This window comes from Acidimicrobiales bacterium (assembly GCA_035536915.1).
Lineage (GTDB): Bacteria > Actinomycetota > Acidimicrobiia > Acidimicrobiales > JAHWLA01 > JAHWLA01.
The window spans coordinates 1-24,988 of sequence record DATLNE010000011.1; the positions used below are offsets into that span (position 1 = coordinate 1).

General features: G+C 71.0%; 31 protein-coding genes, 1 tRNA gene and 2 riboswitches. Of the genes, 20 read left to right on the top strand and 12 right to left on the bottom strand.

All coding sequences use genetic code 11. The annotated features are described in order from the left end of the window. Nucleotides 1-77: 77 nt before the first annotated feature. Complete coding sequence (locus VM938_03500; GenBank protein ID HVF74089.1) at nucleotides 78-704, bottom strand: CAP domain-containing protein; 627 nt, start codon at nucleotides 702-704, stop codon at nucleotides 78-80. Nucleotides 705-717: 13 nt separating this feature from the next. Beyond that, a riboswitch (cyclic di-GMP riboswitch) is annotated at nucleotides 718-792 on the bottom strand. A gap of 76 nt (nucleotides 793-868) precedes the next feature. Between VM938_03500 and VM938_03505 the strand changes: the two genes are divergently transcribed. Beyond that, the gene (locus tag VM938_03505) at nucleotides 869-2,359 is read left to right on the top strand and encodes an AMP-binding protein (GenBank protein ID HVF74090.1); all 1,491 of its coding nucleotides are present in this window, start codon (nucleotides 869-871) and stop codon (nucleotides 2,357-2,359) included. Here VM938_03505 and VM938_03510 read toward each other — a convergent pair. Continuing rightward, on the bottom strand, nucleotides 2,289-3,011 hold the full coding sequence (locus VM938_03510; GenBank protein ID HVF74091.1) for a hypothetical protein: 723 nt from the start codon (nucleotides 3,009-3,011) through the stop codon (nucleotides 2,289-2,291). The two genes, VM938_03505 and VM938_03510, sit on opposite strands and share 71 nt — an antisense overlap. Nucleotides 3,012-3,080: 69 nt before the next feature. On the opposite strand from VM938_03510, the gene VM938_03515 reads away from it, so the two are divergent. The 5 genes from VM938_03515 to cobA are packed head-to-tail and all read left to right on the top strand — an operon-like array spanning nucleotide 3,081 to nucleotide 7,947. Continuing rightward, a complete protein-coding gene (locus tag VM938_03515; protein HVF74092.1) occupies nucleotides 3,081-3,776 on the top strand; it encodes a redox-sensing transcriptional repressor Rex in 696 nt (231 codons plus the stop codon). 1 nt (nucleotide 3,777) lies between these two features. Further along, complete coding sequence (locus VM938_03520) at nucleotides 3,778-4,404, top strand: bifunctional precorrin-2 dehydrogenase/sirohydrochlorin ferrochelatase (protein ID HVF74093.1); 627 nt, start codon at nucleotides 3,778-3,780, stop codon at nucleotides 4,402-4,404. Beyond that, on the top strand, nucleotides 4,386-5,648 hold the full coding sequence (gene hemA, locus VM938_03525) for a glutamyl-tRNA reductase (protein HVF74094.1): 1,263 nt from the start codon (nucleotides 4,386-4,388) through the stop codon (nucleotides 5,646-5,648). Before VM938_03520 ends, hemA begins: the two co-directional genes overlap by 19 nt. Then, nucleotides 5,648-6,514 (top strand): hydroxymethylbilane synthase, encoded by an 867-nt coding sequence (gene hemC, locus VM938_03530; protein ID HVF74095.1) that lies wholly within the window; start codon nucleotides 5,648-5,650, stop codon nucleotides 6,512-6,514. The genes hemA and hemC overlap by 1 nt, the downstream gene beginning before the upstream one ends. Further along, nucleotides 6,511-7,947, top strand: a complete 1,437-nt coding sequence (gene cobA / locus VM938_03535; protein HVF74096.1) for a uroporphyrinogen-III C-methyltransferase — start codon at nucleotides 6,511-6,513, stop codon at nucleotides 7,945-7,947. The genes hemC and cobA overlap by 4 nt, the downstream gene beginning before the upstream one ends. Here cobA and VM938_03540 read toward each other — a convergent pair. Genes VM938_03540 through VM938_03550 form a run of 3 tightly spaced genes read right to left on the bottom strand, consistent with a single transcriptional unit; the run spans nucleotide 7,922 to nucleotide 9,349 of the window. Then, nucleotides 7,922-8,095, bottom strand: coding sequence for a hypothetical protein (locus tag VM938_03540; protein HVF74097.1), 174 nt, complete (start codon nucleotides 8,093-8,095; stop codon nucleotides 7,922-7,924). The two genes, cobA and VM938_03540, sit on opposite strands and share 26 nt — an antisense overlap. A gap of 1 nt (nucleotide 8,096) precedes the next feature. Further along, nucleotides 8,097-8,474, bottom strand: a complete 378-nt coding sequence (locus VM938_03545; protein HVF74098.1) for a RidA family protein — start codon at nucleotides 8,472-8,474, stop codon at nucleotides 8,097-8,099. Further along, on the bottom strand, nucleotides 8,471-9,349 hold the full coding sequence (locus VM938_03550) for a sigma-70 family RNA polymerase sigma factor (GenBank protein ID HVF74099.1): 879 nt from the start codon (nucleotides 9,347-9,349) through the stop codon (nucleotides 8,471-8,473). Before VM938_03550 ends, VM938_03545 begins: the two co-directional genes overlap by 4 nt. 136 nt (nucleotides 9,350-9,485) lie before the next feature. Here VM938_03550 and VM938_03555 point away from each other — a divergent pair, with 136 nt between their 5' ends. The 6 genes from VM938_03555 to VM938_03580 all read left to right on the top strand — a co-directional run bounded on the left by VM938_03555 (nucleotide 9,486) and on the right by VM938_03580 (nucleotide 12,531). Further along, nucleotides 9,486-10,106 (top strand): response regulator transcription factor, encoded by a 621-nt coding sequence (locus tag VM938_03555; protein HVF74100.1) that lies wholly within the window; start codon nucleotides 9,486-9,488, stop codon nucleotides 10,104-10,106. Between the two features lie 54 nt (nucleotides 10,107-10,160). After that, nucleotides 10,161-10,577: a flagellar export chaperone FlgN gene (flgN, locus tag VM938_03560; GenBank protein ID HVF74101.1), complete on the top strand. Its 417-nt coding sequence runs from the start codon at nucleotides 10,161-10,163 to the stop codon at nucleotides 10,575-10,577. Beyond that, a complete protein-coding gene (locus VM938_03565; GenBank protein HVF74102.1) occupies nucleotides 10,574-10,756 on the top strand; it encodes a hypothetical protein in 183 nt (60 codons plus the stop codon). Before flgN ends, VM938_03565 begins: the two co-directional genes overlap by 4 nt. A gap of 10 nt (nucleotides 10,757-10,766) precedes the next feature. Further along, nucleotides 10,767-11,099 (top strand): rhodanese-like domain-containing protein, encoded by a 333-nt coding sequence (locus VM938_03570; GenBank protein HVF74103.1) that lies wholly within the window; start codon nucleotides 10,767-10,769, stop codon nucleotides 11,097-11,099. Then, entirely contained in the window at nucleotides 11,096-11,866 is a 771-nt protein-coding gene (locus VM938_03575) for a crotonase/enoyl-CoA hydratase family protein (protein HVF74104.1), read from the top strand. Before VM938_03570 ends, VM938_03575 begins: the two co-directional genes overlap by 4 nt. A gap of 77 nt (nucleotides 11,867-11,943) precedes the next feature. Continuing rightward, entirely contained in the window at nucleotides 11,944-12,531 is a 588-nt protein-coding gene (locus VM938_03580) for a DJ-1/PfpI family protein (GenBank protein ID HVF74105.1), read from the top strand. Here the strand turns inward: VM938_03580 and VM938_03585 are convergent. Further along, entirely contained in the window at nucleotides 12,500-13,474 is a 975-nt protein-coding gene (locus tag VM938_03585) for a nitronate monooxygenase (protein HVF74106.1), read from the bottom strand. The genes VM938_03580 and VM938_03585 overlap by 32 nt on opposite strands. A 34-nt stretch (nucleotides 13,475-13,508) precedes the next feature. On the opposite strand from VM938_03585, the gene VM938_03590 reads away from it, so the two are divergent. Beyond that, complete coding sequence (locus tag VM938_03590) at nucleotides 13,509-13,913, top strand: secondary thiamine-phosphate synthase enzyme YjbQ (GenBank protein ID HVF74107.1); 405 nt, start codon at nucleotides 13,509-13,511, stop codon at nucleotides 13,911-13,913. Between the two features lie 30 nt (nucleotides 13,914-13,943). Then, nucleotides 13,944-14,117 carry a hypothetical protein gene (locus VM938_03595; protein ID HVF74108.1) on the top strand — a complete coding sequence of 58 codons (174 nt, stop codon included), beginning with the start codon at nucleotides 13,944-13,946 and terminating at the stop codon, nucleotides 14,115-14,117. A gap of 37 nt (nucleotides 14,118-14,154) precedes the next feature. Here VM938_03595 and VM938_03600 read toward each other — a convergent pair whose 3' ends face one another. The 6 genes from VM938_03600 to VM938_03625 form a co-directional block, all read right to left on the bottom strand. After that, nucleotides 14,155-14,553: a hypothetical protein gene (locus tag VM938_03600; GenBank protein HVF74109.1), complete on the bottom strand. Its 399-nt coding sequence runs from the start codon at nucleotides 14,551-14,553 to the stop codon at nucleotides 14,155-14,157. A gap of 17 nt (nucleotides 14,554-14,570) precedes the next feature. Next, nucleotides 14,571-15,971, bottom strand: a complete 1,401-nt coding sequence (locus VM938_03605; protein ID HVF74110.1) for a hypothetical protein — start codon at nucleotides 15,969-15,971, stop codon at nucleotides 14,571-14,573. 14 nt (nucleotides 15,972-15,985) lie between these two features. Further along, on the bottom strand, nucleotides 15,986-16,513 hold the full coding sequence (locus VM938_03610) for a sigma-70 family RNA polymerase sigma factor (protein ID HVF74111.1): 528 nt from the start codon (nucleotides 16,511-16,513) through the stop codon (nucleotides 15,986-15,988). 102 nt (nucleotides 16,514-16,615) lie between these two features. Next, nucleotides 16,616-16,909: a helix-turn-helix transcriptional regulator gene (locus VM938_03615; protein ID HVF74112.1), complete on the bottom strand. Its 294-nt coding sequence runs from the start codon at nucleotides 16,907-16,909 to the stop codon at nucleotides 16,616-16,618. Nucleotides 16,910-16,990: 81 nt separating this feature from the next. Next, on the bottom strand, nucleotides 16,991-17,452 hold the full coding sequence (gene vsr / locus VM938_03620) for a DNA mismatch endonuclease Vsr (protein HVF74113.1): 462 nt from the start codon (nucleotides 17,450-17,452) through the stop codon (nucleotides 16,991-16,993). 13 nt (nucleotides 17,453-17,465) lie between these two features. After that, nucleotides 17,466-17,969, bottom strand: a complete 504-nt coding sequence (locus VM938_03625) for a YbaK/EbsC family protein (protein ID HVF74114.1) — start codon at nucleotides 17,967-17,969, stop codon at nucleotides 17,466-17,468. Between the two features lie 61 nt (nucleotides 17,970-18,030). Then, nucleotides 18,031-18,120: riboswitch (cyclic di-GMP riboswitch) on the top strand. A 43-nt stretch (nucleotides 18,121-18,163) separates the two neighbouring features. On the opposite strand from VM938_03625, the gene VM938_03630 reads away from it, so the two are divergent. From VM938_03630 to VM938_03655, 6 genes are all read left to right on the top strand, one after another. Then, nucleotides 18,164-19,393 carry a CAP domain-containing protein gene (locus VM938_03630; GenBank protein ID HVF74115.1) on the top strand — a complete coding sequence of 410 codons (1,230 nt, stop codon included), beginning with the start codon at nucleotides 18,164-18,166 and terminating at the stop codon, nucleotides 19,391-19,393. A gap of 82 nt (nucleotides 19,394-19,475) precedes the next feature. Then, nucleotides 19,476-20,066, top strand: coding sequence for a helix-turn-helix transcriptional regulator (locus tag VM938_03635; protein HVF74116.1), 591 nt, complete (start codon nucleotides 19,476-19,478; stop codon nucleotides 20,064-20,066). Beyond that, nucleotides 20,063-20,797, top strand: a complete 735-nt coding sequence (locus VM938_03640) for an ABC transporter ATP-binding protein (protein HVF74117.1) — start codon at nucleotides 20,063-20,065, stop codon at nucleotides 20,795-20,797. The genes VM938_03635 and VM938_03640 overlap by 4 nt, the downstream gene beginning before the upstream one ends. Beyond that, nucleotides 20,794-23,505, top strand: coding sequence for an FtsX-like permease family protein (locus VM938_03645; GenBank protein ID HVF74118.1), 2,712 nt, complete (start codon nucleotides 20,794-20,796; stop codon nucleotides 23,503-23,505). Before VM938_03640 ends, VM938_03645 begins: the two co-directional genes overlap by 4 nt. Nucleotides 23,506-23,862: 357 nt before the next feature. Beyond that, nucleotides 23,863-24,726, top strand: coding sequence for a hypothetical protein (locus VM938_03650; protein ID HVF74119.1), 864 nt, complete (start codon nucleotides 23,863-23,865; stop codon nucleotides 24,724-24,726). Nucleotides 24,727-24,774: 48 nt separating this feature from the next. Continuing rightward, a tRNA-Arg gene (locus tag VM938_03655) sits at nucleotides 24,775-24,847 on the top strand. Nucleotides 24,848-24,988 lie beyond the last annotated feature (141 nt).

The window sequence follows — 24,988 nt, forward strand, 5'->3', positions numbered from 1 at the left end:
GGCCGCCCCCCCCCCCGGTTGCTATGTGTGGGGTGTGGGGGCGCTTTGCGCCCCGAAACTCCCCACACTTCGACGGATCAGGCCGCGGGGCGGTCGAAGAGGCGGAGCTGCTCCAGCACCTGCACAGCGTGGGCAGGGGCCATGGGAGTCGCCGGCACAGGTGCCGGAGCAGCCGCCGTTTGGGGGACGGAGCGAGCGGGAGCGGCCTTGGCGGCGGCCGCCGGAGCCGGCGCCGGGGTGCCCGCAGGGGCCAGGCGCTCGAACTGGTGGGCGGTGAACAGGATGCCGTTGGCGCCCACCACCACGCCCACGCCGACGAGCTCGAAGGCACCGTCGACCAGGTTCTTGTAGTGGGTGGGGCTGGCCACGAAGGCGGCGTGCAGCTTGTCGACGGTCGGGCCCATGCCGACGTTCTCGCCGAGCTTCACCCAGTTGGCCTGCACCTGGGCCGAAAACGACGGGTTGTGGGCGATGTCGCCCTTGCTCGCCATGCGAGCGGCCCACTGCCGGGCGATCGAGGTGAGTTCGGCGTCGACCCGCAACTGGCCCAGGCCTTTGGCGGCGCGCAGGGCGTTGATCTTGGCCACGAAAGCGGCTTCGGCGGCCTGGGGGTCGGCCGCGGCACCGGCGGGGGCAACGGCAACGGGGACCAGCACCCCGACGATTGCCATGCACATCCCGGCCAACAGGTGTCGCAACCGCACGAGCGGTCCTCCGTTCGGTAGCCCCGCCGGCCGTTCTGGCCCGGTGGCTTTGCGTCCCCGCCTTCCGACGGGTTTGCCTTTTCGTGGTTCTTGGTTTGTCTCGGCTGATCGCGCCGCCGCCTTGACCAGTACCGTGGTGGCATGGCGGTGGGGAGGGAGACGCAGTGAACCTGGCAGCAATCATCGAGGGCCATCCCGACGACGCCGTCGCCATTGTCAGCAGGGGGGAACCGACCACCTACGGCACTTTGCGCACCCAGGTGGCCGAGTTGCGGGGCGGGCTGACCCGGCTCGGCGTGGAGCCCGGCGACCGCGTCGCCTTGGTGGCCGCCAACAACTGGTTCTTCGCCGTCGGCTACCTGGCCGTGCTCGGCGTCGGCGCCGTGGCGGTGCCCCTGAACCCCACCAGCCCGGCCGCCGAGCTCGAGCGGGAGATCAAGGCCGTAGGCGCCACCGTCGTCCTCTCGGGACCGTCAGGACGCGAGGCGTTGGCCGGCGTCGACCAGGCCGCCGCGGGCATCGAGCGCGTCCTCATCTGGAGCGGCGAGGGCGACGACCGGCTGGAGAACCTCTTCGGTGGCGAGCCCGCCCCCATCGTCGACCGCGACCCCGACGACCTGGCCGTGCTCATCTTCACCTCGGGCACCAGCGGCGCCCCCAAGGCGGCCATGCTCACCCACGGCAACCTGCGCTCCAACATCGACCAGGTGCAGAGCCACCCCGGCCGCCGCCTCACCCCCGACGACCGCCTCCTCGGCGTCCTGCCCCTGTTCCACATCTTCGGCCTCAACGTGGTGCTCGGCCTCGCCCTCGCGGCGGGCGCACGCGTCGTCCTGGTCGAGCGCTTCGACCCGGTGGCCTCGCTCGACACCCTCCAGCGCCACGGCATCACCCTGGTGGCGGGCGCCCCGCCCATGTTCACCGCATGGGCCACCATGCTGGGCGCCAACCCCGGCGCCTTCGGCACCGTGCGCCTCGCCACCTCGGGCGCCGCGCCGCTGCCCGACGAGGTCCCCGCCGCCTTCGAAGCCCGCTTCGGCATGTCGATCCACCAGGGCTACGGGCTGACCGAGGCGGCGCCGGTGGTCACCTCCTCGCTGGCCGACCGCCCGCCCCGCACCGGTTCGATCGGCGTGCCCCTGCCCGGCATCGACGTGCGCCTGGTCGACGAGGAAGGCGAGGACGCCCTGGTCGGCGACCCCGGCGAGATCTGGGTGCGCGGCCCCAACGTCTTCAAGGGCTACTGGTACGACGAGGCCGCCACCGCCAAAGCCCTCACCGACGACGGCTGGCTGCGCACCGGCGACATCGCCGTGGCCGACGACGAAGGCTGGCTCTACATCGTCGACCGGTCCAAGGACCTCATCATCGTGTCGGGCTTCAACGTCTACCCCGCCGAGGTGGAAGACACCTTGCTCGAACACCCCGCCATCGCCGGCGTGGCCGTGGTCGGCAACGCCCACCCGTACTCGGGCGAGACCGTGGTGGCCTTCGTGGTGACCGAGGCGGGCCGCCTGCTCGAAGAGGACGAGGTCATCGAGTTCTGCGCCGACCGCCTGGCCCGCTACAAGTGCCCGACGAAGGTCAACTTCGTGCCGTCACTGCCTGTCGGGACGGGCGGGAAGGTGCTGCGGCGGGAGCTGCGCTCGGCGTAGGCGCCACCGTCGCCACCAGGAAGCCGGCGAACAACACGGTGATGCCGAGCAAGAGCGTCACCACGAAGCCGGTGATCTCGTCGAGCACCGAGTTCAACAGGCCGCTGTTGGCCAGGATCAACGTGCCCAAGGCGATGAGCACGTTGCCCCACATGACCCGCCCGCGGCGGATGCGCCACGCGCTCCACGCCGCGCCGCCGAAGACGACGAGGGCGCCCACCCCCGAGGCCACCGCGGCCAGTACGCGGGGGAGCACCCCGAACACCTCGCTGCCCCGGGGCACGGTGTCGGCGGGCAGCGGTGCGGTGAACGGCGCCACCGCCAGCACGCCCGCGGCGAAGGCGCTGAACACCACCACCACGACGGCCCACTGGTCGCCTCGTCGCCGCCCGCCCAGCAGGTAGACGGTGCCCAGGGCCAGGAACGGCACGTTCACAATCGCACCGAGCAGGAAGTAGACCCGGAAGACCGGTCCGCTCCACCCCACGCCCTCGCCCGCGGCCAGCGCGCCGGCGGCCAAGGCGAACAGCAACAGGGCCGCGCTCCATGCCAGGTGGTGGCGTTGGCGGCGGGCCAGCCAGCGCTCGTAGGTCGACATGGCGAAGGCCAGTCCGACCAACGCAGCACCGGTGGCGAGGGCAACATGCAGCATCGGGCGCCCCAGCGTAGGAGGCCGCTCGTGAACTCGTGAAGTCGTGCACAAGGCCGGTACGATCTGCCTATGGAGCGAGCACGGCGCCGGATCCCCGAGGCGACCGTCGCCCGCCTGCCCCTGTACCTGCGCTCGCTGGTGGAGATGGCCGAGTCGAAGACCACCACCATCTCGTCGGAGCGCTTGGCCGAGATGGCCGGCGTCAACGCCGCCAAGGTGCGCAAGGACCTGTCGTACCTCGGCTCCTACGGCACCCGCGGGGTCGGCTACGACGTCGAGTTCCTGCTCTACCAGATCAGCCGTGAACTGGGCCTCACCCAGGACTGGCCGGTGGCCATCGTCGGGCTCGGCAACCTGGGCCACGCCCTCGCCAACTACCGGGGCTTCATGGCCCGCGGCTTTCGCATCGTCGCCCTCGTCGACGCCGACGAGAGCAAGGTGGGCGAGGCCATCGGCGACCTCCAGGTACGCCACATCGACGACCTGCCCGCCATCGCCGCCGCCGAGGGCCTCGCCATCGGCATCATCGCCACCCCCGCCGGCGTGGCCCAGGAGGTGGCCGACCGGCTGGTGGCTGCAGGCGTCACCTCGATCCTCAACTTCGCCCCCGCCGTGCTGACCGTCCCGCCCCATGTCTCGCTGCGCAAGGTCGACCTGTCGATCGAACTGCAGATCCTCAGCTTCTACCAGCAGCGCAGGGCGGGCGGCGCCGCCGCGGCGACCGCCACAGAGCCCCCCGTCCCCGACGAGGCGGCCTCGGCCTGACATGCCCGTCGACGCCCCCCTCTACCCGGTGAACCTCATCCTGCGGGGACGGCGGTGCCTGGTGGTCGGCGGCGGCGAGGTGGCGTTGCGCAAGATCGAAGGGCTGCTGGCCGCCGAGGCGGTCGTCCACGTCGTGGCGTCGGCCATCTCGCCCGCGGTCAAGGCGTTGCCGGTCACGTGCGAGGAGCGCGACTACGCCCCCGGCGACGTCCGCGGCTACTGGCTGGTGGTCAGCGCCACCGACGATCCGGCCGCCAACCGGGCCGTGTTCGAGGACGGTGAGGCGGCCGGCGTGTGGGTCAACAGCGCCGACGATCCCGCCAACTGCTCGGTCACTTTGCCCGCCGTCAGCCGCCGCGGGCCGGTGGTGGTGGCGGTGTCGACCGGCGGCCACAGCCCCGCGCTTTCGTCGTGGTTGCGGCGCCGCATGGACGACGAGCTCGGTCCCGAATACGAGGTGCTGGTGCGGCTGCTGTCCGACGCCCGGGAAGCAGTTCGGGCCGCCGGGCGTTCCACCGAAGACCTGGACTGGCAGAACGCGCTGGACTCCGGAATGCTGGAGTTGATCCGGGCCGGCCAGGTCGAGCAAGCAAGGGAGCGCCTGCAGGCGTGTCTGTCGTCGTCGTAGGGCTGAACCACCGCACGGTGCCCCTCGAGGTGCTGGAGCGGATGACGGTGAATGATGCCCGTCTTCCCAAGGCGCTGGCCGACCTGTGCGGGCGCGAGAACCTGGCCGAGGCCGTGGTGCTCTCCACGTGCATGCGCACCGAGATCTACGTGGTGGCCGACCGTTTCCACGGCGCCGTGCAGGACGTGCGCAATTTCCTGGCCGAGCTGAGCTTCGAGCCGCCCGAGGTCTTCGCCGACCACATGTACTCGTTCTACGAGGACGCCGCCGTGTCGCACCTGTTCAAGGTGGCGTCGGGCATCGACTCCGCCGTGGTGGGCGAGAACGAGATCCTCGGCCAGGTGCGAGATGCCTGGGAGCGGGCCGTGGCCGAAGGTGCCTGCGGGCCCATGCTGTCGGAGCTGTTCCGCCACGCCGTCGAAGTGGGCAAGAAGGTGCGCTCGGAGACGGCCATCTCCCGAGGCACCACCTCGGTGTCGCAGGCGGCCGTGCAGATGGCGGCCGAGCACCTGGGCGGCCTGTCGGGGCGGCGCATCCTCGTGCTCGGGGCAGGCGACATGGGCGAAGGCATGGCCGTGGCCCTGGCCGGTTCCGTGGGCGACGGCGAGGTGCTGGTGGCCAACCGCACCCGGGCTCGGGCTGCGGCGCTGGCGGCACGGGTGGGCGGCCGGGCCGTCGACTTCGGCTCGCTGGCCGCTGCGCTCACCGAAGCCGACGTGCTGCTCACCTCCACCGGCTCGCAGTCGGTGCTGGTCGACGCCAGCGAGATGGCGTTGGTCATGGAGGAACGGCAAGGGCGGCCGCTGCTGGTCGTCGACGTGGCCGTGCCCCGCGACGTCGACCCCGGCGTGGGCGACCTGGCCGGCGTGACCCTGCTCGACATGGACGACCTGCGCACGTTCGCCGAGGCGGGCTTGGCCGGGCGCCGGCGCGAGGTGGCGCGGGTGCAGCAGATCATCGCCGCCGAGGTCGAACGGCACTGCGCCACCGCATCGGCTCGTGAGCTGGCGCCGCTGATCGTCTCGCTCCGGACGCGAGGCGAAGCAGTGCGCACCGCCGAGCTGGAGCGGTTCCGTTCCAAGCTGGAGGCGCTGTCGCCTGCCGAGCGCGAGACGGTCGAGGCGTTGACCAAGGGCATCCTGGCCAAGCTGCTGCACGAGCCCACGGTGCGGTTGAAGGAGGCGGCGGGGTCGCCTCGCGGCGACCGGCTGGCCGAGGCGCTGCGGACCCTGTTCGACCTCTGATGCTGCGGGCCGCCACGCGCGGGAGCGCGTTGGCCCGGTGGCAGGCGTCGCATGTGGCCGGCCTGTTGGGCGTGCCCGTGGAGGTGGTCGTGGTGGAGACCACCGGCGACCGCCGCCAGGACCTGCCCATCTCGGCCATCGGCGGCACAGGCGTGTTCGTCAAAGAGGTGCAGGCCGCCGTGCTCGACGGACGCGCCGACTTCGCCGTGCACTCGGCCAAGGACCTGCCGTCGGAGTCGCACCCCGACCTGGTGATCGCCGCCGTGCCCGAACGGGGCGACCCCCGCGACGTGCTGGTGGGGTCACGGTTGGAGGACTTGCCGTCCGGCGCGGTGGTGGCGACGGGCTCGGTGCGGCGGCGGGTGCAGTTGGCCGAACGGCGTACCGACATCACGTTCACCGGCCTGCGGGGCAACATCGGCACCCGCTTGGCCAAGGCGTCGTCATACGACGCGGTGGTGATGGCGGCGGCTGCCTTGCAGCGGTTGGGCAAGGAGTCGCACATCGCCGAGGTGCTTTCGGTCGACGTGATGCTGCCGCAGGTGGGGCAAGGGGCGTTGGCCGTGGAGTGCAGGCCGGAGACGGCGGAACGGTTGGCCGCCATCGAGCACGCGCCGTCGCGTCTGGCCGTTGACGCCGAGCGGGCGTTCCTGGCCGAGTTGGGCGGCGGGTGCGACCTGCCGGTGGGCGCCTACGCCACCGTCGAGCGCGGGCAGGTGACGTTGCGCGGACTGCTGGCGACGGCCGACGGCCATGTCGTGCTTCGGGGCTCGGCCACGGGCAGCGACCCGGTGGAGGTCGGCCGCGGCGTGGCCGCCCGCCTCCTCGCCTCCCTCCCTCGGGACGAGGGGGGGTCGGGGTCGTGACGGTGTACCTGGTGGGGGCGGGGCCGGGCGACCCGGGCCTGCTGACCGTGCGGGCGGCCGAGGTGCTGCGCCGGGCCGACGTCGTCGTCTACGACCGGCTGTCGGTGGCGACCTTGCTCGACCTGGCGCCACCGGAGGCCGAGCGCATCTCGGTGGGCAAGACGCCGCGGGGCCCGTCGACCTCGCAAGAGGAGATCAACGCCCTGCTGGTGGAGCGGGGCAAGACCGGCCAGGAGGTCGTGCGCCTCAAGGGCGGCGACCCGTTCGTGTTCGCCCGCGGCGGCGAGGAGGCCCTCGCCCTGCTCGATGCGGGCGTGCCCTTCGAGGTGGTGCCCGGCATCACCTCGGCCATTGCCGTGCCCGGCTACGCCGGCGTGCCGGTCACCCACCGCGGGCTGTCGACGTCGTTCACCGTGGTCACCGGCCACGAAGACCCGTGGGCCGCCACCGAGACCGACTGGGAGGCGGTGGCCAAGGTGGGCGGCACCATCGTGGTGCTCATGGGCGTGGCCACCCGGGGCGCCATCGCCGAGCGGCTGCTGGCAGGCGGCCTGCCCGCCGACACGCCGGTGGTGGCGGTGCAGTGGGGCACCCGACCCGAGCAGCGCACCGTGCGCACCACCGTCGGCCGTTTGGGCGACACGCCGATGGAGTCGCCCTCGACCATGGTGATCGGCGCCGTGGCCGGCCTCGACCTGTCGTGGTTCGAACGGCGCCCCCTGTTCGGCAAGCGGGTGGTGGTCACTCGGGCGCGCGAACAGTCGTCGGGATTGGTCGGTCGCCTGGCCGGACTGGGCGCCGACGTGGTGGAGCTCCCCGCCCTCGCCGTGGTCGACGGCGAGCCGGTCGACGTCGACCCGGCGGCCTACGACTGGGTGGTGTTCACCTCGGCCAATGCCGTCGAGCGGGTGGTGCCGCGCCTGCGCGATGCGCGGGCCTTCGGCGCCGCCAAGATCGCCGTGGTGGGCACGGCCACCGCCGACGCCTTGGCCCGTTACAACCTCGTGGCCGACCTGGTGCCCGAGCGCTTCGTGGCCGAATCGTTGGTCGAGGCGTTCCCGGCCGGGCCGGGCCGGGTGCTCGTGCCCCAAGCCGCCGATGCCCGCCCCGTGCTGGCTGAGGGGCTGCGGGCCAAGGGGTGGGACGTCGAGGTGGTCACCGCCTATTGCACCGAACCGGTGCGTCCCTCCGACGAGGCCTTGGCGGCGGCAGCTACGGCCGACGCGGTGACGTTCACCTCGGCGTCGACCGTGCGCAACTTCATGGAGGTGGCCACGACCGTGCCGCCGGTCGTCGTCTGCATCGGCCCGATCACGGCCGAGGCCGCCGCCGCCGCAGGCCTGCACGTCGACGCCGTGGCCGAGGTGCACACCGTCGACGGCTTGGTCGACGCGCTGGTCGCTGTGCTCAGCGAACCACGAACAGCACGATGATCATCGCGACAGCCGTGAGCAGCACTGTGCCGTAGATGATCCCGTCGACGACGCGCTTGTGCCGCTCGACTTCGAGCTCGGCCTTGATGCGCTGCTCGAGGGAGGCGAGGTCTCGTTGGGTGATGGGCTGACGGTCGATGGCGCTCATCCTAGGAATGCAGCATCGCTTCCGCCTCGATCTCCACCTTCCAACGGGGGTCGAGCAACCCAGCCACCACCACCATGGTGGCGGCGGGGCGAACGTCGCCGAAGACCTCGCCGTGGGCCCGTCCTACCGCCTCGCCGTCGTCGGCCGAGGTGAGGAACATGCGGGTGCGCACCACGTCTGCGGCAGCGGCCCCGGCTTCCGTCAGGGCGTCCACGATGATCTCCAGGCAACGTTGCGCCTGCAAGTGGGCGTCGTCGGGGCACGAGCCGTCGGGCCACACAGGAGCGGTTCCCGACACGATCACCCGGTCACCCACCACCACGGCGCGGGAGAACCCGATGGCCGGCTCGTAGGGCGAGCCGGAGGAAATGCGCTTCACGCGCTCCGAACCAGGCGGCGAGCCGAGCCGGTGGAGGCGGTCAGGCGCGACCGAAAGTCGGAGCCGTTGCCCACGGCGGCGACATAGGCGGCCTTGCGACGGGCGACCCGGGGGCTTTCCGAGGGCAACTCCTCGGCGCACTCGGGATCGAGGTGGGCGTTCATGCCGTCCTTCAGCATGGCGACGGCCTCGGCCCGCATCTGCGAGATGCGCGACGGGCTCACGCCCAGTTCGTCGGCCAAGTCCTGCATGGGCCGCTCTTCGAAGAAATAACCGACCACCACGAGGCGAAGCCGCTCGGGCAGCGCGGCCACGGCGTCGATCAGGTACGACCGGCGCTCCCGCTCCAGCAGCACGATGTCGGGGCTCTCGCTGTCGCACGGCAGGAGGGCGTCGGCGCCGGCGTCGGCGACCACCGAGTCGTAGTTGAGGACCACGGAGCGGTGGACGTCGCTCGCCAGCGCCTCGACGGCGACCTTGTCCATGCCGAGCTTGGTGGCGACCTCGTCGGTCGACGGCGCCCGACCCAGGGATGCGGTCAGTTCGTCGTGGACGGCCAGCATCTTGCGGGCCTTGGAGCGCACCGAGCGGCTGGCCCAGTCGCGGCTGCGCAGCTCATCGAGCAGGGCACCGCGAATGCGGGCCGATGCGTAGGCGTCGAAACGAGTGTCACGCGACGGGTCGAAGCTGCGGGCCGCTTGGGCCAAGCCCGCCATGGCCGCCGAGGTCAGCTCGTCCCGGGGGACGTGCCGCGGCAGCCGGGCCGCGATCTGCGTAACTGCGTAATCCACCAGCGCCAGGTTCTCGCGAACCAGCTTGTCTTCGTTGTTCGAGCGTTCGACTGCTCGACGCTCTTCGATCCCCACGGTCGCCATACCGTTAAATCTCGGCTATTTCGGGCACCGCGCACATCGGCCACGTGGGTGATCTTCGGCGGCGGCGTAGTTCGAACAGACCATGACAAACCGCCCGAACTGACTAGTCACTCGGGGGCGAAAGTACGATCGGCGGGTGACGGGCGACGCGGTGGCCGTGATCGTCGACGAGTGGCCGCTGGTCAGAGTCGGCGTGGCGCAGACCCTGCGGGCGCGCGGCGTCCGGGTGTTGGCCGAGGTGGCCCGGGGCGACGAGGCCGTCCACCTGGCCGCCACAGGCGGCGGCACGCTGCTGTTCCTCGGCCTCGTGCACGACACCGCCCCCTCCGAGCTGGTGCGGCGAGCGGTGGCCGCGGGCGTCGTCGTCGTCGCCCTGGTCGACCACGTGTCGCGTGACGAACTGGCCGGGATGGCGGGCCACGGCGTGTCCGCCCTGCTCCTCCGCACCGTCTCCGCCGAGGAGTTGGGCGACGCCCTCAACCGCATCGGCCGGGGCGAACGGGTGATCGCCCCGGCGCTGCTCCCGCTGCTCGTCGGCGCGGTCACCACGGGGGTCGACGAAGGCGGCCTCACCCGCAAGGAGCGAGAGGTGCTGGCCCGGCTGGCCGACGGCATGTCGAACCGGGAGATCGCCGAGGCTCTGTACATCACGCCCGCCACGGTGAAGACCCACCTGGCCCACATCTACACGAAGCTGGGCGTCGCCAACCGGCAGGAGGCATTGGCGAGGGCTGTGGCCCTCGGCGTTCTCAGTTGACTAGGCCGAAAGCCTCACATGGTTCCGGGTGCAGCCGATTGACCTCCCGTGGGGATGACGGAGCTGTCGAACCTGCTGTGGCGTGAACGCCAGTTGCTTGACCTCTTGCAGTTCAAGTTGGAGGAAGAGTGCCTGTTGCTGGAGTGCGAGCGCGACCGCTGGCTGGCCCACGCCGGGCGCGAGGTCGAGCTTGTTCTCGACGAGATCAGCCGGGTGGAGATGGCCCGCGCCTTGGAGCTCGCCGACGTCGCGCCCCAGTTCGGCCTCGGCTCGCAGCCCACGCTGAGCGACTTGGCCGAGGCGGCCCCGTCGCCCTGGGGTGCGTTGTTCACCGACCACCGCGCCGCGTTGCGGCTGGCCTCCCAAGAGGTCGTGGAGACGGCCAAGCGCAGTCGGGCGTTGTTGGAACGGGGTCGACACGACACGGTACGGGCCTTGCGGGCCTTGGCCGAAGAGGAGTTGGCGGGATGAACAACCAGGTGATCGCGCCGGAAGACCTGTTGGGCGATTCGGGCGTGATGCGAGCAGGCGTGGACCGGCTGCCCATCGACCGGATCACCGAATTGCGCTTGCGGTTGCTGGCTTTCGACGCCGCGCTCGACACCGGCGAGCGCATCCTGCAGCCGTCGTTGGTGGACTTCCTCTCGTAGGCTGCGCGGCGTGACCGACTCGCCGCCGCCCGCTCCCGAAGTCGACCTCGACGCACTCGCTGCCGCGTTGGCCGACGGCGCACCGCTCGTCGACGTGCGCACCCCTGAGGAGTACGAGCAGGCTCGCGTGCCCGGTGCTCGGCTCATCCCCCTCGACCAGTTGAACAGCAGGGCGGATGAGATCCCGCGGGACCAGCGGGTGTACGTGATCTGTGCGCTGGGCGGGCGCAGCATGGCGGCGGCCACCGCGTTGAACGCCGCCGGATGGGAGACCGTGAACGTGGCGGGCGGCACCAACGCATGGGTCGAAGCAGGCCGCCCGTACGAGTCGGGGCCGGCGTGACCGTCCGCACCTCGGTCGAAGCGGGTGGCGTGTTCGTCGTCACCATCGACCGGCCCGAGGTGCGCAACGCCGTCGACCGCCCGACCGCCGAGGCGTTGGCCGAGGCGTTCCGCTCCTTCGACGCCGACGACTCGTTGTCGGTGGGGGTGCTCGCCGGGGCGGGCGGCACGTTCTGTGCGGGCGCCGACCTCAAGGGCGTGGCCACCGGGCGGGGGAACCGGGTGTCCGACGACATGGCCGACGACGGCCCCATGGGACCGACGCGCATGTTGCTGTCGAAGCCGCTGCTGGCGGCCGTCGAGGGCCACGCCGTTGCTGGTGGGTTGGAGTTGGCGCTGTGGTGCGACCTACGGGTGGCGGCGTCCGACGCGGTGTTCGGCGTGTACTGCCGGCGGTGGGGGGTGCCGCTGGTCGACGGCGGCACCATCCGCTTGTCGCGGTTGGTCGGCCACAGCCACGCCCTCGACCTGATCCTCACGGGGCGCGGTGTGTCGGGCGAGGAGGCGCAGCGCATGGGGCTGGCCAACCGGTTGTGCCCGCCGGGCGAGGCGCTGGCGGCGGCGGTGGAGCTGGCCCGGTCGATCGCCGCCTTCCCGCAACTGTGCATGCGGGCCGACCGCCGCTCGTCGTACGAGCAGTGGGGCATGTCGTTGCCCGACGCACTGGCGCGGGAGACGGCGCTCGGACTGGAAGTGATCGCCTCTGGCGAGACGGTGGCGGGCGCCGCCCGCTTCGCTGCGGGTGAAGGCCGCCACGGCGCCTTTTAGTCGCGGCCTGTCCCCTGACTCGGGTTCGGGTGGCGGCTTTCGGGATGGCGGTCGCGGGCCATGGCAGGCTCCTATCCATGACGACGATCGCCATCGCGCTGTTCCCCGATGTCGAAGAGCTCGACTGGGCGGGGCCGTGGGAGGTGCTGGCGGCGTGGGCCCTGTTGTTTCCCGACGACGGCGTGCGGGTGGTCACGGTGGCCGACACTGCCGAGCCGATCCGGTGCGCCAAAGGGGCGCGGGTGCTGGCCGACTGCACGTGGGACGACCTGGGGCCGATCGACGTGCTGGTGTACCCGGGCGGCACAGGGACGCGACCGCAGCTGGGTGACGAGCGGGTGCGGGCTCGGCTGCGGGAGTTGGCGGGGGCGGGGGTGCTCATGGCCAGCGTGTGTACGGGGTCGCTCGTGTACGCCGATGCCGGGCTGCTCGACGGGCGTCCGGCCACCACGCACTGGATCGCCTTGGACCTGCTGCGGTCGCTGGGGCGCGACATCGACGTGCAGGCCGACGCCCGATGGGTCGACTCCGGCTCGGTGGTCACGGCGTCGGGAGTATCGGCGGGCATCGACATGGCGCTGCACCTGGTGCGGCGCCTGCACTCCGAACAGCGGGCGCGAGAGGTGAAGCGGGCTATCCAGTACGACCCGCAGCCGCCTGTGTGAGGCGCGCTTCGGCGTCGGCGGCAATGGTCCGCACCACGTCGCCCGCCCGTTCGCGGCTGCGGACGGCGTAGACGGACTCGCCGGCGTAGAGGGCCATGGCGTCGACGTGGCCGGTGGTGGCCCGGTTGGGCGGGACCACGGCGAAGCGGGGGAGCGGGAAGCCAGGTAGCTCGGCCACCACTTCGAGGTCGGGGTCGAGTTGCTCGGCGGCCTCCACTGCGCTGCGCAGGACGCGGTGGGGCTCCGGGCCGTTCGGCCACATGGTGGAGAAGGCGTCGGTGAGCACGGTGTCGGTGGCGCCCGCGGCGATGACGCCGTCCTTCCACACGTCGTGAGCCGTGGACTCCTCGGTGGCGATGAACCGGGTGCCCAGGCGCACCCCGGCGGCGCCCATGGCCAGGGCGGCGGCCAGGCCCCGGCCGGTGCCGATGCCGCCTGCGGCGAGGACAGGCACATCGACGGCGTCGAGCACCTCGTCGAGCAGCGGCCACAACGACCGGTCGCCCCACATGCGCCCGCCGCCCTCGGTGCCGCGGACGACGAGCAGGTCGCAGCCCGCGTCGGCCGCCGCCTTGGCTTCGTCGACGGAGCCGACCTGCCACCCGGCGAGGGCGCCCGCATTGTGCACCCGTCCGACCAAGGGCGGCTGGGGCGGGCCGTGGTAGAAGTCGACGAGCCGGACCAGCGGGGCGATCTCGTCGACCAGGGCTTCGTCGAGGAACGGCATGAGCACGTTGACGCCGAGGGGACCGGCCGCCTTGGCGTTGACCGTCTCGATCATCGAGCGCAGGGCGGGGCCGGGGACGAGGGTGGTGGCCAGCATGGCCATGCCGCCCGCTTCGATGACAGCGGCGGCGAGGTCGGGTGTGCCAACGGCGCCCATGGGTGCCAGCTGGATGGGCACGGTGCAGCCGACCAGGTCGGTGAAGGCGGTGCGCAGCATGGGCCGACTATGCCGGACGCGGTAGGAAGGCGCTATGGAGACGACGGAACTGGCGCTCGACACCACCGGCAGGCATGTGGTCGATCTCACTGGAGAGGCCGAGCGCTTTTGCCGAGGGCGGGGCGACGGGTTGCTGCACGTGTTCGTGCCCCATGCCACTGCGGGCGTGGCGGTGTTCGAGTTGGGGGCGGGGTCGGACGAGGATCTCGACGAGGCGTTGCAGCGGCTGCTGCCCCGGGAAGACCGCTACTACCGGCATCGCCACGGTTCGCCCGGGCACGGGGCGGACCACTTGCTGCCGGTACTGGTGTCGCCGTCGATGGTGGTGCCGGTGCTCGACGGGCGCATGGCGTTGGGGACGTGGCAGCGGGTGGCGCTCGTCGACCTCAACGACGACAACCCGAAGCGGCGGGTGCGGCTCAGCTTCGTGGCCGGTTAGTCGTGGCGGACGTCGGGAACGGTGGACGGCATGGCCGATACAAGCGAAGACACCCCGATCTCCGACGTGCACGCCAACCCGCAGGACACTGCCTTCGGCAAGGCGGCGGCCGACGACCAAGAGCGGGTCGACCGTGGCGAAGAGCCGTTGTACGACGAGGAGAACGCTCCCCAGGCATGGGGGAAGGCCGAGCCCTCGTCGTAGGGCTCGGCCTTCCCGGTCGCTTCGGTGGCGCGGTGCGTCAGTGCCAGACGATTTGGAACGGCTCGTACGCAGCGCCCACCGGCGCCCACGCCTTGACGTAGTGGCCCATGTCGATCGTCATTACGCAGTCGCCCATGAGGCGGAAGGCGGTGGTGGCGTCGGACCGCACTGCGCAGGCGCCCTCTTGGTCGACGTGCCAGGAGCCCGAGCGCTTCGGGAAGCAGACGGCGGCGCCCACCGCTCGCCAGCCGCCGAGGGCTCCGCTCACTGTCGACGGAAGCTCGCCTGCGCAGGGCAGGGTGCGGGCCTCGGCCGGGCTGCCCGCCACGCCGACGATCCAGCCCCGGTCGGGCGGGGGTGCGGCAGCGGCGGTGGACGGGAGCAGGGCCAAGGCGGCTGCGGCCACGAGGACGCTCGTGCTGACGGTTCGTCTCATGCCCCTGTAGACGAGGCTCAGCGGGATTCCGACGACGACGATTCCAGCGACGCCGCCACGGTCGGCCCGAACGGGTGCACGAGGACGGAGGATCGACCGCCGCCCGCCACGGTCCCTTGGGGGGCGACGGCGCCCGCGGGACGAGGGGCCGGCGGCGTGCCGAAGTCGCGCAGGCGGACGGTCACGTCGGACTGCCACGTCAGCGGGCTGCGGCGATCGACGCCCCCGCGGGCCTGGAGCCGGAGGGCGCGCACTCGGCCGTCGCTGTCGACCGAGGCCTCGGCCGTCCAGTGCTGGTCGGCGAACTCGGTGCGGACCAGTGCAGCGGGGTCGACCTCGAACCGGTACCGGCGCACCCGGCTGCCGTCGAGCTCGGCGTCGCCCAGCGTCTCGACGTCGCCCTCGGAACTGCGGAGGATGCGGCCCACCGCACCGGGCTCGAGAAGGACGGCGCCGAGCGGGCCACTGCTCGACTGCAGCGCCGCCCACGAGCCGTCGGGTCGGCGCAGGGCGGCTTGGCGCCCGTCGACCGACACGGCGAAACCGGCAGGGCCGGCCTCCAGCGCCGTCGCAGGCACGGCTGGCCGCACGGTGCCTTCCAGGTTGACTCGGCCGCGGAAGTCGGTGGTCCCGCCCGCGCTCACCGCCATGCGAAGGGAGAGCGACGACGGGGGCTTCGGCGGCGCCCCCGCCGCTCGAGGTGGCGTGGTGGGGCGAGTGCTCGGCGGGCGGCCGCTACCCCCGCCACCGCCCCCGCCGACGGCGTCGCGCAGGGCGCGGTCGATCTGCTCCTGGCCCCGACGGATGGCCTCGTCGACCTGGGCCTGGAAGGCGGCGAGCCCGCGCTCGAACTCGGCCATGGCCTGCGCCCACTGCGCCTCCATGGCGACTCGAACCTCGGGCGGGAACGCCTCGAACGGCGGGCGCGCCGCCTGCACCGGTCCTCGGCCCCCGTTGCCCGGGGCCACGTACTCCACGGGCACGAGGAGCTCCGTCTCTCCTTCGACGGTGACCTGGGCGGTGCCCGCCGCTTCGGTCCGCTCCGCCGAGGCGAGCAACACGTCGTCGCCGCGGTCGTCCTCGGGGCGCGCCAGCACGGCCAACGCCCCGACGACGAGCAGAAGGGCGGCGGCGATGGCCGTCGACCGTGTGAGCGAATGGCGGGCCGCGTCCGTCAGCCACGGCCCGCGTCGAGGCGCGACGCCCTGCCGTACGGCGGCCCCATCACCACTCCGAACGTGGTCCAGCACGCGGTCAGCCAGGCCTGCGGGCGCGGGCGGCGCCAGCACCTGCCCGAGCGCGCCCGCGTTCGTCCGCACGGCGTCGATCCGGGCCGCAACGTCGGCGCACGCTGGGCACCGGTCGAGGTGCGCCTCGACATCCGGGGTCCGTTCGTCGTTCAGGAGCGCGTCCTGCACATGAGCCATCGTCGTCACCTCGTGCTCTCGGACGGCGCGTCACCGAGCGCGTCCATCAGGCGAAGGCGGGCCTTCGCCACCCGCGAGCGCATCGTCGAGGGCGGGACGCCCACGATCTGCGCTGCTTCCTCCCGGCTGTAGCCGAGGACGTCGACGAGCGTGAACGCCCGCCGCTCGTCGTCCGACAAGCGGCCCATGGCCTGGTCGAGGGCAACCGTGAGCTCCGGTTGCTCCTCGCGGGCGCGCGCTCGTCGTGCCTCGTCGAGCGAGACGACGGTGGGCCGCTTACGACGCGATATGTCGATGCACGTCCGCTGGCAGATAGCCAGCAGCCAGGTGCGCACCGATGCATCGCCTCGGAAACCAGCCAGGGCGCGGTGGGCCTTCACGAACGTGTCCTGCACGGCTTCTTCGGCCGCAAAGTCGTCGCGCAGGTTCGCCCGCGCCAGGCGCCAGACCGCGTCGGTATGCCGACGCACCATGGCCTCGAAGGCCACTTCGTCGCCGGCCGCGGCCCGCTCGACAAGGGCGGCATCCTCCACCACTCCTGTGTAGACGAGAGAGACACGTCAGATGACGATGGCGTGAGCGCGTGCGTATTCAGTTGTGGCTACTGCGAACAACCTCCCTTCGAGCGCGAAGGATCAGGGGTCGGGGTCGGTCCGCAGGCCGCGGACGAGTTCCGAGGCGTCGACGCCGAGCGCCTCGGCCAGCAGGAGGACGTTGTGCAGCGTCGGGTTGACCTCACCCCGCTCGATGTGGCCGATGTACGTGCGGTGGAGGCCTGAACGTTCGCCCAGCTGCTCCTGCGACAGCCTGAGCACGTTCCGACCGGCCCTGACGCGCCTCCCGAACTCGACGGCTTCCCGTCGGTCCTTCTTCCTGGGAGGCGACTCGGGTACGCCCGAGGTCCCTGGACGGTCGTGGGATGTTGTCATGGTGCTGCCCGACTTCTGCTGCAGGGCCGGTTGAATGTACCCGACCGAACATGTGTTCGAGAACTGCAGTCTGTCCGAACATCAGTTCGGTGTCAACGGCACCTTCGCAGAAATCTTCACCACGGCAGCCACCCGTTCGGCCGCGGCCGCCGGGTCCTCGTGCTCCCACACTCGCACGACCCGCCACCCGGCGGCGGCCAGGCGCTGATCGGTTTCGCGATCCCGCTCGACGTTGCGCGCCAGCTTGGCCGCCCACCACGCCCCGTTCGCTTTGGGCGACGTCGCATGCTCGGGGCAACAGTGCCAGAAGCACCCGTCGACGAACACCGCCACTCGAGGCCCGACGAACACCAGGTCGGCTTGACGCCGGAGCCCTGGCACCGGTCGCCGGTGCAACCGGTAGCGCAGGCCACGCCGGTGCAACAGCGACCGCAGGAGCCGTTCCGGGGTGGTGTCGTGCCGCCGTTGCCTGCTCATGCGCAGGCTCGTGGCGTCGTCCGTCTCCAGGCGAGGGCGGCCCCGGGCGGTGGCGGCGTCGGCCACGGTCAAAACCGCCTCAGTCGAGGTAGAGGCGGTCGACGATCTCGGCACCGGGGATCCGGTTGAAGACCTCAGGGGCCACCTTCACCTTCATGGCCCGGCTCCCGCCGCCCAGGATCACGGCCTCTTGGCGCATGACCTCACCGTCGACCCACAGCGGCATCGACGGCGGCAGCGCCAAGGCGGTGACGCCGCCGATCTGCATGCCGGTCAGTTCGGTCGTCTCCTCGGCCGTGGCAAACGACGCCTTGTTGACCCCCATGCGCCGCTTCACGGTGTTGTTCACGTCGAGCCGCCGTGGGGCCAGCACCACACACGCCGCATAGACCTTGGGCTCTCGTTTCGAGGCCACCACGATGGTGTTCGCCGACATCCCGACTGGGTAGCCGTAGTGCTCGGAGAACGCCGCAGTGTCGGCCAACGCCGGGTCGCAGTCGAGCAGCTCGTAGGGAACGCCGGCCGCGTCGAGGGCGGCCACCACTCGGCGTTCGATGTCGTCGCGGGGATGGTCCGTCGTCACGGACGGACATGGTGCCGGCCTTTCAAGTCGGCGACGCCAGGTGCCGAGACAAAAGGCACAACCCACGAATCGGCAACCCCGGGGAAACCCGGGTGCGCAAAGCCTCGGGCCTACCGGAAGCGCAGCTTCCCACGGCAGCCGGGCTACCGAATGGGGGGCACCGCCCTCCGCGAGCTTCATAGGAGGGACCGCAAATGCGGGCAGTGTGCCGGGGACTCATCGTTATGTTGGCCACCACGCTGGCCCTGTTCGCCATGCCGGCCCTGACCGGTACGGCGTCGGCCGACAACGCCGGCGACGAGTCGGCCTTCGTCTCCCGCATCAACTCGCTGCGCGCCTCCAAGGGCCTGCCTGCGCTGGTCGTCGACGTCCGCCTCACCGACGTCGCCCGTGCCTGGTCGGCATCGATGGCCAAGCGGAACGTCCTTGAGCACAACCCCAATCTGTCGTCGCAGGCGCCGAGCACGTGGCAGAAGCTCGGTGAAAATGTCGGCTACGGCGGCAGCGTCACCCAGGTGCACGATGCCTTCGTCAACAGCCCCAGCCATTACCGCAACCTGGTCGACGGCGCCTTCAACGCCGTGGGCATCGGCGTCGTGTGGGCGGGCAGCCGCATGTGGGTGACCGAGGTCTTCATGCAGGGCCCGGCCCAGACCGCCTACGCCGCGGCTCCCAGCGGCCCCGGCTGGTACCGCCTGGCCGGCGCCGGCGGTGAGGTCCACGGGTTCGGCACGGCATCGGGCTTCACCACCGTTCCGACCAACTCGCCCATCGTCGCCATCGCCGCCCGCAAGGGTGGCGGCTACTGGCAGGCCGCGGCCAACGGGGCCGTGTTCGCCTCGGGCGCCGCCCCCTTCTTCGGTTCCATGGCGGGACGGCCGCTCAACTCGCCCATCGTCGGCATGGCGCCCACCCGCACCGGCGACGGGTACTGGCTCGTCGGACGGGACGGCGGCATCTTCTCCTTCGGCGACGCCCAGTTCTTCGGGTCGACCGGCTCGATGCGGCTCAACCAGCCCGTCGTCGGCATGACGGCGTCGCCCACGGGCAACGGCTACTGGTTCGTGGCCTCCGACGGCGGCATCTTCTCCTTCGGCGACGCACGGTTCCACGGCTCGACCGGCTCCATGCGCCTCAATGCCCCGGTGCTCGGCATGGCGGCCACCGCCTCGGGCGGCGGCTACTGGCTCTTCGCCCGTGACGGCGGCATCTTCACCTTCGGTGATGCGCCGTTCTTCGGCTCGACCGGTTCCATCCGGCTCAACCAGCCGGTGGTGGGCATGACGCCGACCTCGACGGGCCGGGGCTACTGGTTCGTGGCCTCCGACGGCGGCATCTTCACCTTCGGGGACGCCAGCTTCCTCGGCTCCACCGGTGGCCGCTACCTGTCGAGCCCGATCGTGGGGATGATCGGCGGCCTGTAACCACCGCCTGCAGTCGCGCGCTTGACCGCCGCTCTCTCGGTATGCATACTCAGAATGCATACCGAACAAGGAACGGTGATCTATGGGGGTGCGCGAAGCGCTCCTCGCGTTGCTGAGCGAGGGCCCGTCACACGGGTACCAACTCAAAGCGGCCTTCGAGTCGGCCACGGCCAAGGTGTGGCCGCTCAACGTCGGGCAGGTGTACACGACGCTGGAGCGCCTCGACCGCGACGGCCTCGTCGTCACCGATGAGGACGACGGCCAGCGGTCGTACCGGTTGACCCCCGCCGGCGCCGACGAGCTCGGTGCGTGGTGGGATGCTGCGCCCGCCGAAGAACCGCCGCCCCGCGACGAGCTCATGCTGAAGGTGCTGCTCGCCGTGGCGGCCGGTCGCGACCACGCCCTCGAGGTCATCACCAACCAGCGCAACGCGCTGCTCATGCTGCTGCAACAGCGGCGCCGCTCGTTCAGCCGGCGTCCCGGCCGCACCGTCGACGCCTTGGTCGACGAGCTCGTCACCGATGCGTTGCTCATGCGCGCCGAGGCGGACCTGCGCTGGCTGGACCTGTGTGAAGAGCGGCTCCTGGCCGCTGAAGACCGCAACGGGCGGGAGGCGCCCGATGCCGACAACGGGAACGGACGGCGACGGTCCCGACGAGGAGGACGACCGTGACCGCATTGCTGGAACTCACCGATGTCGTGAAGAGCTACGGCGCCGGCCCCACCGAGGTACGGGCGCTGACGGACGTCACGTTCACAGTGGAGGCCGGGGAGTTCGTCGCCGTTCGCGGCCCGTCGGGGTGCGGCAAGTCGACGTTGCTCCACCTGGCGGGTGGCTTGGAAGACCCCAGCGCGGGTCGCGTCCTGGTCGACGGACGCGACCTACAGGGCATGACGCCCGCCGAGCGCGCCGCCTTGCGACGGCGCCACGTCGGCTACGTCTTCCAACGGCTCAACCTGGTTCCGGGGCTGACGGCGATGGAGAACGTCATGCTCCCCTTGGAGCTCGACGGCACCCCCGGCGGAGAAGCGAGAGAGCGGGCGGGCGAGGCCCTGGCATCGGTCGGGCTCGACCACCACCTCGACCGTTACCCCGACGACTTCTCGGGCGGGCAGCAGCAGCGCATCGCCATCGCCAGGGCGATCGTCGGGTCGCGCAAGCTCCTGTTGGCCGACGAACCCACGGGGTCCCTCGATACGCGCACCGGTGACCTGGTCATCGAATTGCTGGCCACGCTGCCGACAACCCGGGGCACGGCGGTGGTGCTGGTCACCCACGAGCCTCGATACGCAGCGTGGGCCGATCGCGTGGTGTCGGTGCGCGACGGGCGCATCGTCGATGTTGCTGTGGCACCCGCCCCGGAAGCGCCTACGCCTCGCCGACGGGTGAGGGCAGCCCGATGACGTCGTTCACGTCCTCCACGTCATTGCGCCTGGCGGCTCGACTAGCGCGCCGCGAGGTGCGTCGTCGGCCCTGGCGCACGTTGCTCGTGGCGTTGCTCGTCGCCTTGCCGGTGGCGGGGATGACGGTGGCCGCAGGCTTCGTGCGCACCGACCGCTACGACCCCGTCGACATGTGGCAGGCGACGTGGGGCGCCTCGGCCGACGTCGGCATCGTGTCGATGGCCAAGAACGCAGTTCCCGGCGACTACCAGGGACCCGACACCGACGCTGCGCTTGCCTCGCTCCCTGCGGGCAGCCGAGTCACCTCGTGGCGCAACGCCCACGCACTCATGCGCACCGTCGACAAGCAGCGGTCGTCGGCCGAAGTGAGCGACATCCCCCTCGCACAGCCCATCGGCGCTGACTACATGCAGCTGCACCGGGGACGGTTCCCCACTGCGGCCAACGAGGTGTTCCTGACCCGCAAGCTCGCAGACGACTTCGGGGTCGACGTGGGCGACACCGTCGACCTGGAGCGGCCGCAGCGCTTGTCGTGGAAGGTGACCGGCATCGGTGAACGGCGCGCCTATTGGGGCAGTTACACCGCGGTCGTGGGGCCCGGCTCCGCCTTCCCATGGGATGGCGGCGGTGCGATCAGTACGGCCGTGAACTATGCAGTCGACGTCCCCGACGGCGTGACCCGCCAGCAGCTACGGCCCATCGTCAACAGCTTCGGCAAGGAGGCGCTTGCCCCGCACCTGCGGCCGACAACGGAGGGCGCCGAGTCGAAGAACCGTGAGGTGGCGTGGAGCTGGGTCATCGGCGGCATCGTCCTAACCGTGGTCGGCATCGTCATCGCCTCGGCCTTCGCCGCCGGTGCTCGTCGGCAGCTGACGACGCTCGGCCAGCTGGCTGCCAACGGCGCCGCACCTGCAGTGCTGCGCAGCGTGCTGTTCCTCCAAGGCACGTGGACGGGGCTCATCGGCGCCGTCCTCGGCGTGGGGCTCGGCGGCGTCGGATTGCTGGCACTGGCACCCCATGCCGACCGGCTGCTCGGTCGCGACGTGGAGCCCTGGGACCTGCGGGTCACCGACCTCGTTCCTGTGGTGTTCCTCGGGGTGCTGGCCGCGACCTTGGCCGCGTTGATACCGGCCCGGACCACCATCCGCGTGCCCGTGCTGGCCGCCTTGGCGGGACGTCGACCACTGGTGAAGGTGCCTCGTTTCGTGACGGGCATGGGTGCTGTGACCATGCTCGGCGGCCTGGGGTTGCTGGGCCTCGCCGTGTTGGGCGGCCGGGACGCGAGCCACGACACCGAACTGTGGGCATTGACGGCAGTGCTCGGTGGCATGGGCGTTCTGCTCGGAGCCTGTGCCATGACCCCGGGCTACGTGTCCGTTCTGGAACCGGTGGCGATGCGTCTCTCCGGCGCGTGGCGGCTGGCGGCGCGCAGCCTGGCCCGACAACGCACGCGTACGAGCGCAGTGGTCGCCGGTGTGTGCGCGGCCTCTGCGTTGGCGGTGGGTGCGTCGGCGATGTTCCTGTCGGTGGAGGCGGAGGACGACGGCTACCAGTGGCAGATGCGCGCCGACCAGGTGCACGTGCTGGCCGAGCGCACGTCACAGTCCGGGCCGACGTCCAACCCACTGTTCACGTCGGAGCCTGCGCCTGCGCCCAGGGACTTGGTGGAGACCCTTCGTGGCGGGTTGCCGGGCAGCGAGGTGTCGGATCTGCGCACGATGCGGCCTCCGAAGGGTTACCTCTGGAATCTGGACGCCCCCGATGCCGCGAGGGAGTCGGACGGGGGGGTCGGCACCTTCAACTTCGGGCCCGGCTCGAACGCAGCGACGGTGTTCGACGGCGCAGCGGCGCAGGTGTACGGGTTGGGCAGCGAACATCGGGCCCAGCTCGAGAAGGAGGGCATGCTCGTCCTCGGCGACGTCGAGGCGCAGGGCGAGCTGTCGTTCCTCGAAGAACCGGAGTTCGAGGGTGGTCGAGGCGGGTCCGTCAAGGTCTTCGGCCGTGCGGACAGTTCGACCCCGACCCCGACGTCGACCCGACCCGTGCACCCGGTCGCCGTCGTCGACGGGCGGCAGTACCAACTGGGGTTGCTGCCGCGGTTGCTCGTCGTGCCCGCCGCCGCTGCTCGGGCGGGGCTCGTCGAGCGGGCGCCGGTGACGGTGATCCGCATGCCGAAGCCGCTGACCCGTGAGCAGCTGACGACGGTGCGTGACACAAGCAACGACTACCACCTCGACACATCGTCGCTGGACGCCCGGGCCGACCAGCTGAGTGTCTACGTCGAGACCCGGTTTCCCGACGACAGCTTGAACCCGCTGTTGCTCGAAGCTTTGTTGTCGGGCACAGCGCTGTTGTTCTCGCTGTTCGTGGTCGCCGTCAGCCTGGCGCTGGCCGCAGCCGAGACCCGCGACGAGCGCGACGTGCTGACCGTGGTGGGGGCGCCGCCCAAGACGATGTGGGGGACCAGCGGGCGCAAGGCGGTGTTCCTGACGGCGTTGGGTGGCGTGCTGGCCGTGCCTGTCGGGTTCTTGCCGGTCGTGGTGTTCAACCTGGCCAGCAACCCCACGCCACCACTCGTGTTCCCCTGGCGAGTAGTGCTGTTGTTGCTCGTGGCCGTGCCCGCGCTAGCGGGCTTGGCGACGACTATGGGCAGCGCGGTGGCATTGCGAATGCGACCGGTGCGCATCTCCACGATGGCGTTCGACTAACGAGCGCTGAACGCACACGAAGACGTCCCCCTGCCGGCCCCTCGACGGCAGGGGGAGTCCTCAGCTCCTGCCGGAGGCAGGAAAACCAAAGTCCCTGGTAGAACTAGGTAAAAGCGGTCTTCAGGGATGCGGCGGCGGGCAAATCTTCACCCACTCGCCGTTGACTTCTATGTATTCGCATTCGAGGTGGTGAGCCGAAGCGGTCGACATGGCACCGATGCTGAGTAGAACGACAACGACGGCGGCGAATGCTTTTGCAACCACGAGCGCGGCCCCCTTCTGGGTTCTTCGCTCGTGTCAGCCGCGGGACGCCACCTTGTGACATACGAATCCGCGATTTCTGCCGCCTGGCCGAGGGTGGAGGCCATCGGCCGTGCGGAACTGCGTAAGTTCGGGCTCCCCGCCGACGTGGTCGACGACCTGCTTCAAGACGCTGCCGCAGTTGTGATGCGAAAGCGGCCGTGGTTCACGAGTAGCGAAGATTTGGCGCCGTACGTCCGGATCGTCGTTCGGCGCCGGGCGTTGCATTGGCTCCGCGATCGCCGCAGAGAGGTGATCGGGGCGGTGCCCGACCGCGCGGCGACGCATGGCGTCGCCGAATTGGCAGAGCACCGGATGCGGTTGCGCGGCGTGGCCCAAGCTTTTGAAGGACTTCCGCCAGAGGAGCGCGAGCGTTTCGTTGCGTATCTAAAGGCCGACGAGCGCGTTGGAGATGTCCGCGAACGGGCGCGGGAGCGAAAGCAGGTTGAGCGGATCAGAGCCACGATGAGCCGGGTCGCAGAAGGGCTTGCAGCCGCATTCGGACGCTGGCGTATGCGGTTTCCGTGGCTGGACGCGGTGCCGCCGCAAGTCTCTGCAGCGTTTGTGGTCGTCAGCTTGGCGGCCGGTGTTCTGCTGCCCGCGCCGTGGCACCAGGAGGACGTGGCGGCGACCACGCAACGCATCGCCAACGTGCGCATGCCTAAGCCAGCACCGGAGTCGACGCCTGCCCCTGTTGCCGACTCGCACCCCGACTTGCCCCCGGTGAAGGCGGAGCGTGCGCCGCGGCGTGACGACGCGACTACCCGCCCGGCGGCGAAGGAGGTCGTGCGTATCGCTGCGCCGACGGGCGATCAAGTGAAATGGGAGAAGCAGCCGAACGGCCCCGACGAGCACCTTGTCTGCACCGGCGGGAAGCTGATGCCGGGAGTGTGCGTGCCCCAGCCTTGGCTGCCGTGGTAATGAGGCGACGAGGCCCCACTCACGGGTCCTCCCCTACGATCGAGGCGGGCCCCCGTAGCTCAGGGGATAGAGCGTCGGTTTCCTAAACCGTGCGTCGCAGGTTCGAATCCTGCCGGGGGCGCCGTGTGATGTCGCGGGACATCGGAGACAGATGTCGCGAGACACCGTAGACACTCAGCCCGAGTCCTGCCGCTGGTAGTCCCGTGTGGGGTCGAGTGTGAGGTGGCGCAGGAGCTCCCCGTCCTCGTCGAGCACCCGGACG

Bases quoted from the DNA above. Each gene is read 5' to 3' on its own strand.
- VM938_03510 (HVF74091.1), bottom strand. From the start codon at position 3,011: ATGCTGCATGTTGCCCTCGCCACCGGTGCTGCGTTGGTCGGACTGGCC.
- VM938_03515 (HVF74092.1), top strand. From the start codon at position 3,081: ATGGAGCGAGCACGGCGCCGGATCCCCGAGGCGACCGTCGCCCGCCTG.
- VM938_03520 (HVF74093.1), top strand. From the start codon at position 3,778: ATGCCCGTCGACGCCCCCCTCTACCCGGTGAACCTCATCCTGCGGGGA.
- hemC (HVF74095.1), top strand. From the start codon at position 5,648: ATGCTGCGGGCCGCCACGCGCGGGAGCGCGTTGGCCCGGTGGCAGGCG.
- VM938_03540 (HVF74097.1), bottom strand. From the start codon at position 8,095: ATGAGCGCCATCGACCGTCAGCCCATCACCCAACGAGACCTCGCCTCC.
- VM938_03550 (HVF74099.1), bottom strand. From the start codon at position 9,349: ATGGCGACCGTGGGGATCGAAGAGCGTCGAGCAGTCGAACGCTCGAAC.
- flgN (HVF74101.1), top strand. From the start codon at position 10,161: ATGACGGAGCTGTCGAACCTGCTGTGGCGTGAACGCCAGTTGCTTGAC.
- VM938_03565 (HVF74102.1), top strand. From the start codon at position 10,574: ATGAACAACCAGGTGATCGCGCCGGAAGACCTGTTGGGCGATTCGGGC.
- VM938_03580 (HVF74105.1), top strand. From the start codon at position 11,944: ATGACGACGATCGCCATCGCGCTGTTCCCCGATGTCGAAGAGCTCGAC.
- VM938_03585 (HVF74106.1), bottom strand. From the start codon at position 13,474: ATGCTGCGCACCGCCTTCACCGACCTGGTCGGCTGCACCGTGCCCATC.
- VM938_03590 (HVF74107.1), top strand. From the start codon at position 13,509: ATGGAGACGACGGAACTGGCGCTCGACACCACCGGCAGGCATGTGGTC.
- VM938_03595 (HVF74108.1), top strand. From the start codon at position 13,944: ATGGCCGATACAAGCGAAGACACCCCGATCTCCGACGTGCACGCCAAC.
- VM938_03600 (HVF74109.1), bottom strand. From the start codon at position 14,553: ATGAGACGAACCGTCAGCACGAGCGTCCTCGTGGCCGCAGCCGCCTTG.
- VM938_03615 (HVF74112.1), bottom strand. From the start codon at position 16,909: ATGACAACATCCCACGACCGTCCAGGGACCTCGGGCGTACCCGAGTCG.
- VM938_03630 (HVF74115.1), top strand. From the start codon at position 18,164: ATGCGGGCAGTGTGCCGGGGACTCATCGTTATGTTGGCCACCACGCTG.
- VM938_03635 (HVF74116.1), top strand. From the start codon at position 19,476: ATGGGGGTGCGCGAAGCGCTCCTCGCGTTGCTGAGCGAGGGCCCGTCA.
- VM938_03645 (HVF74118.1), top strand. From the start codon at position 20,794: ATGACGTCGTTCACGTCCTCCACGTCATTGCGCCTGGCGGCTCGACTA.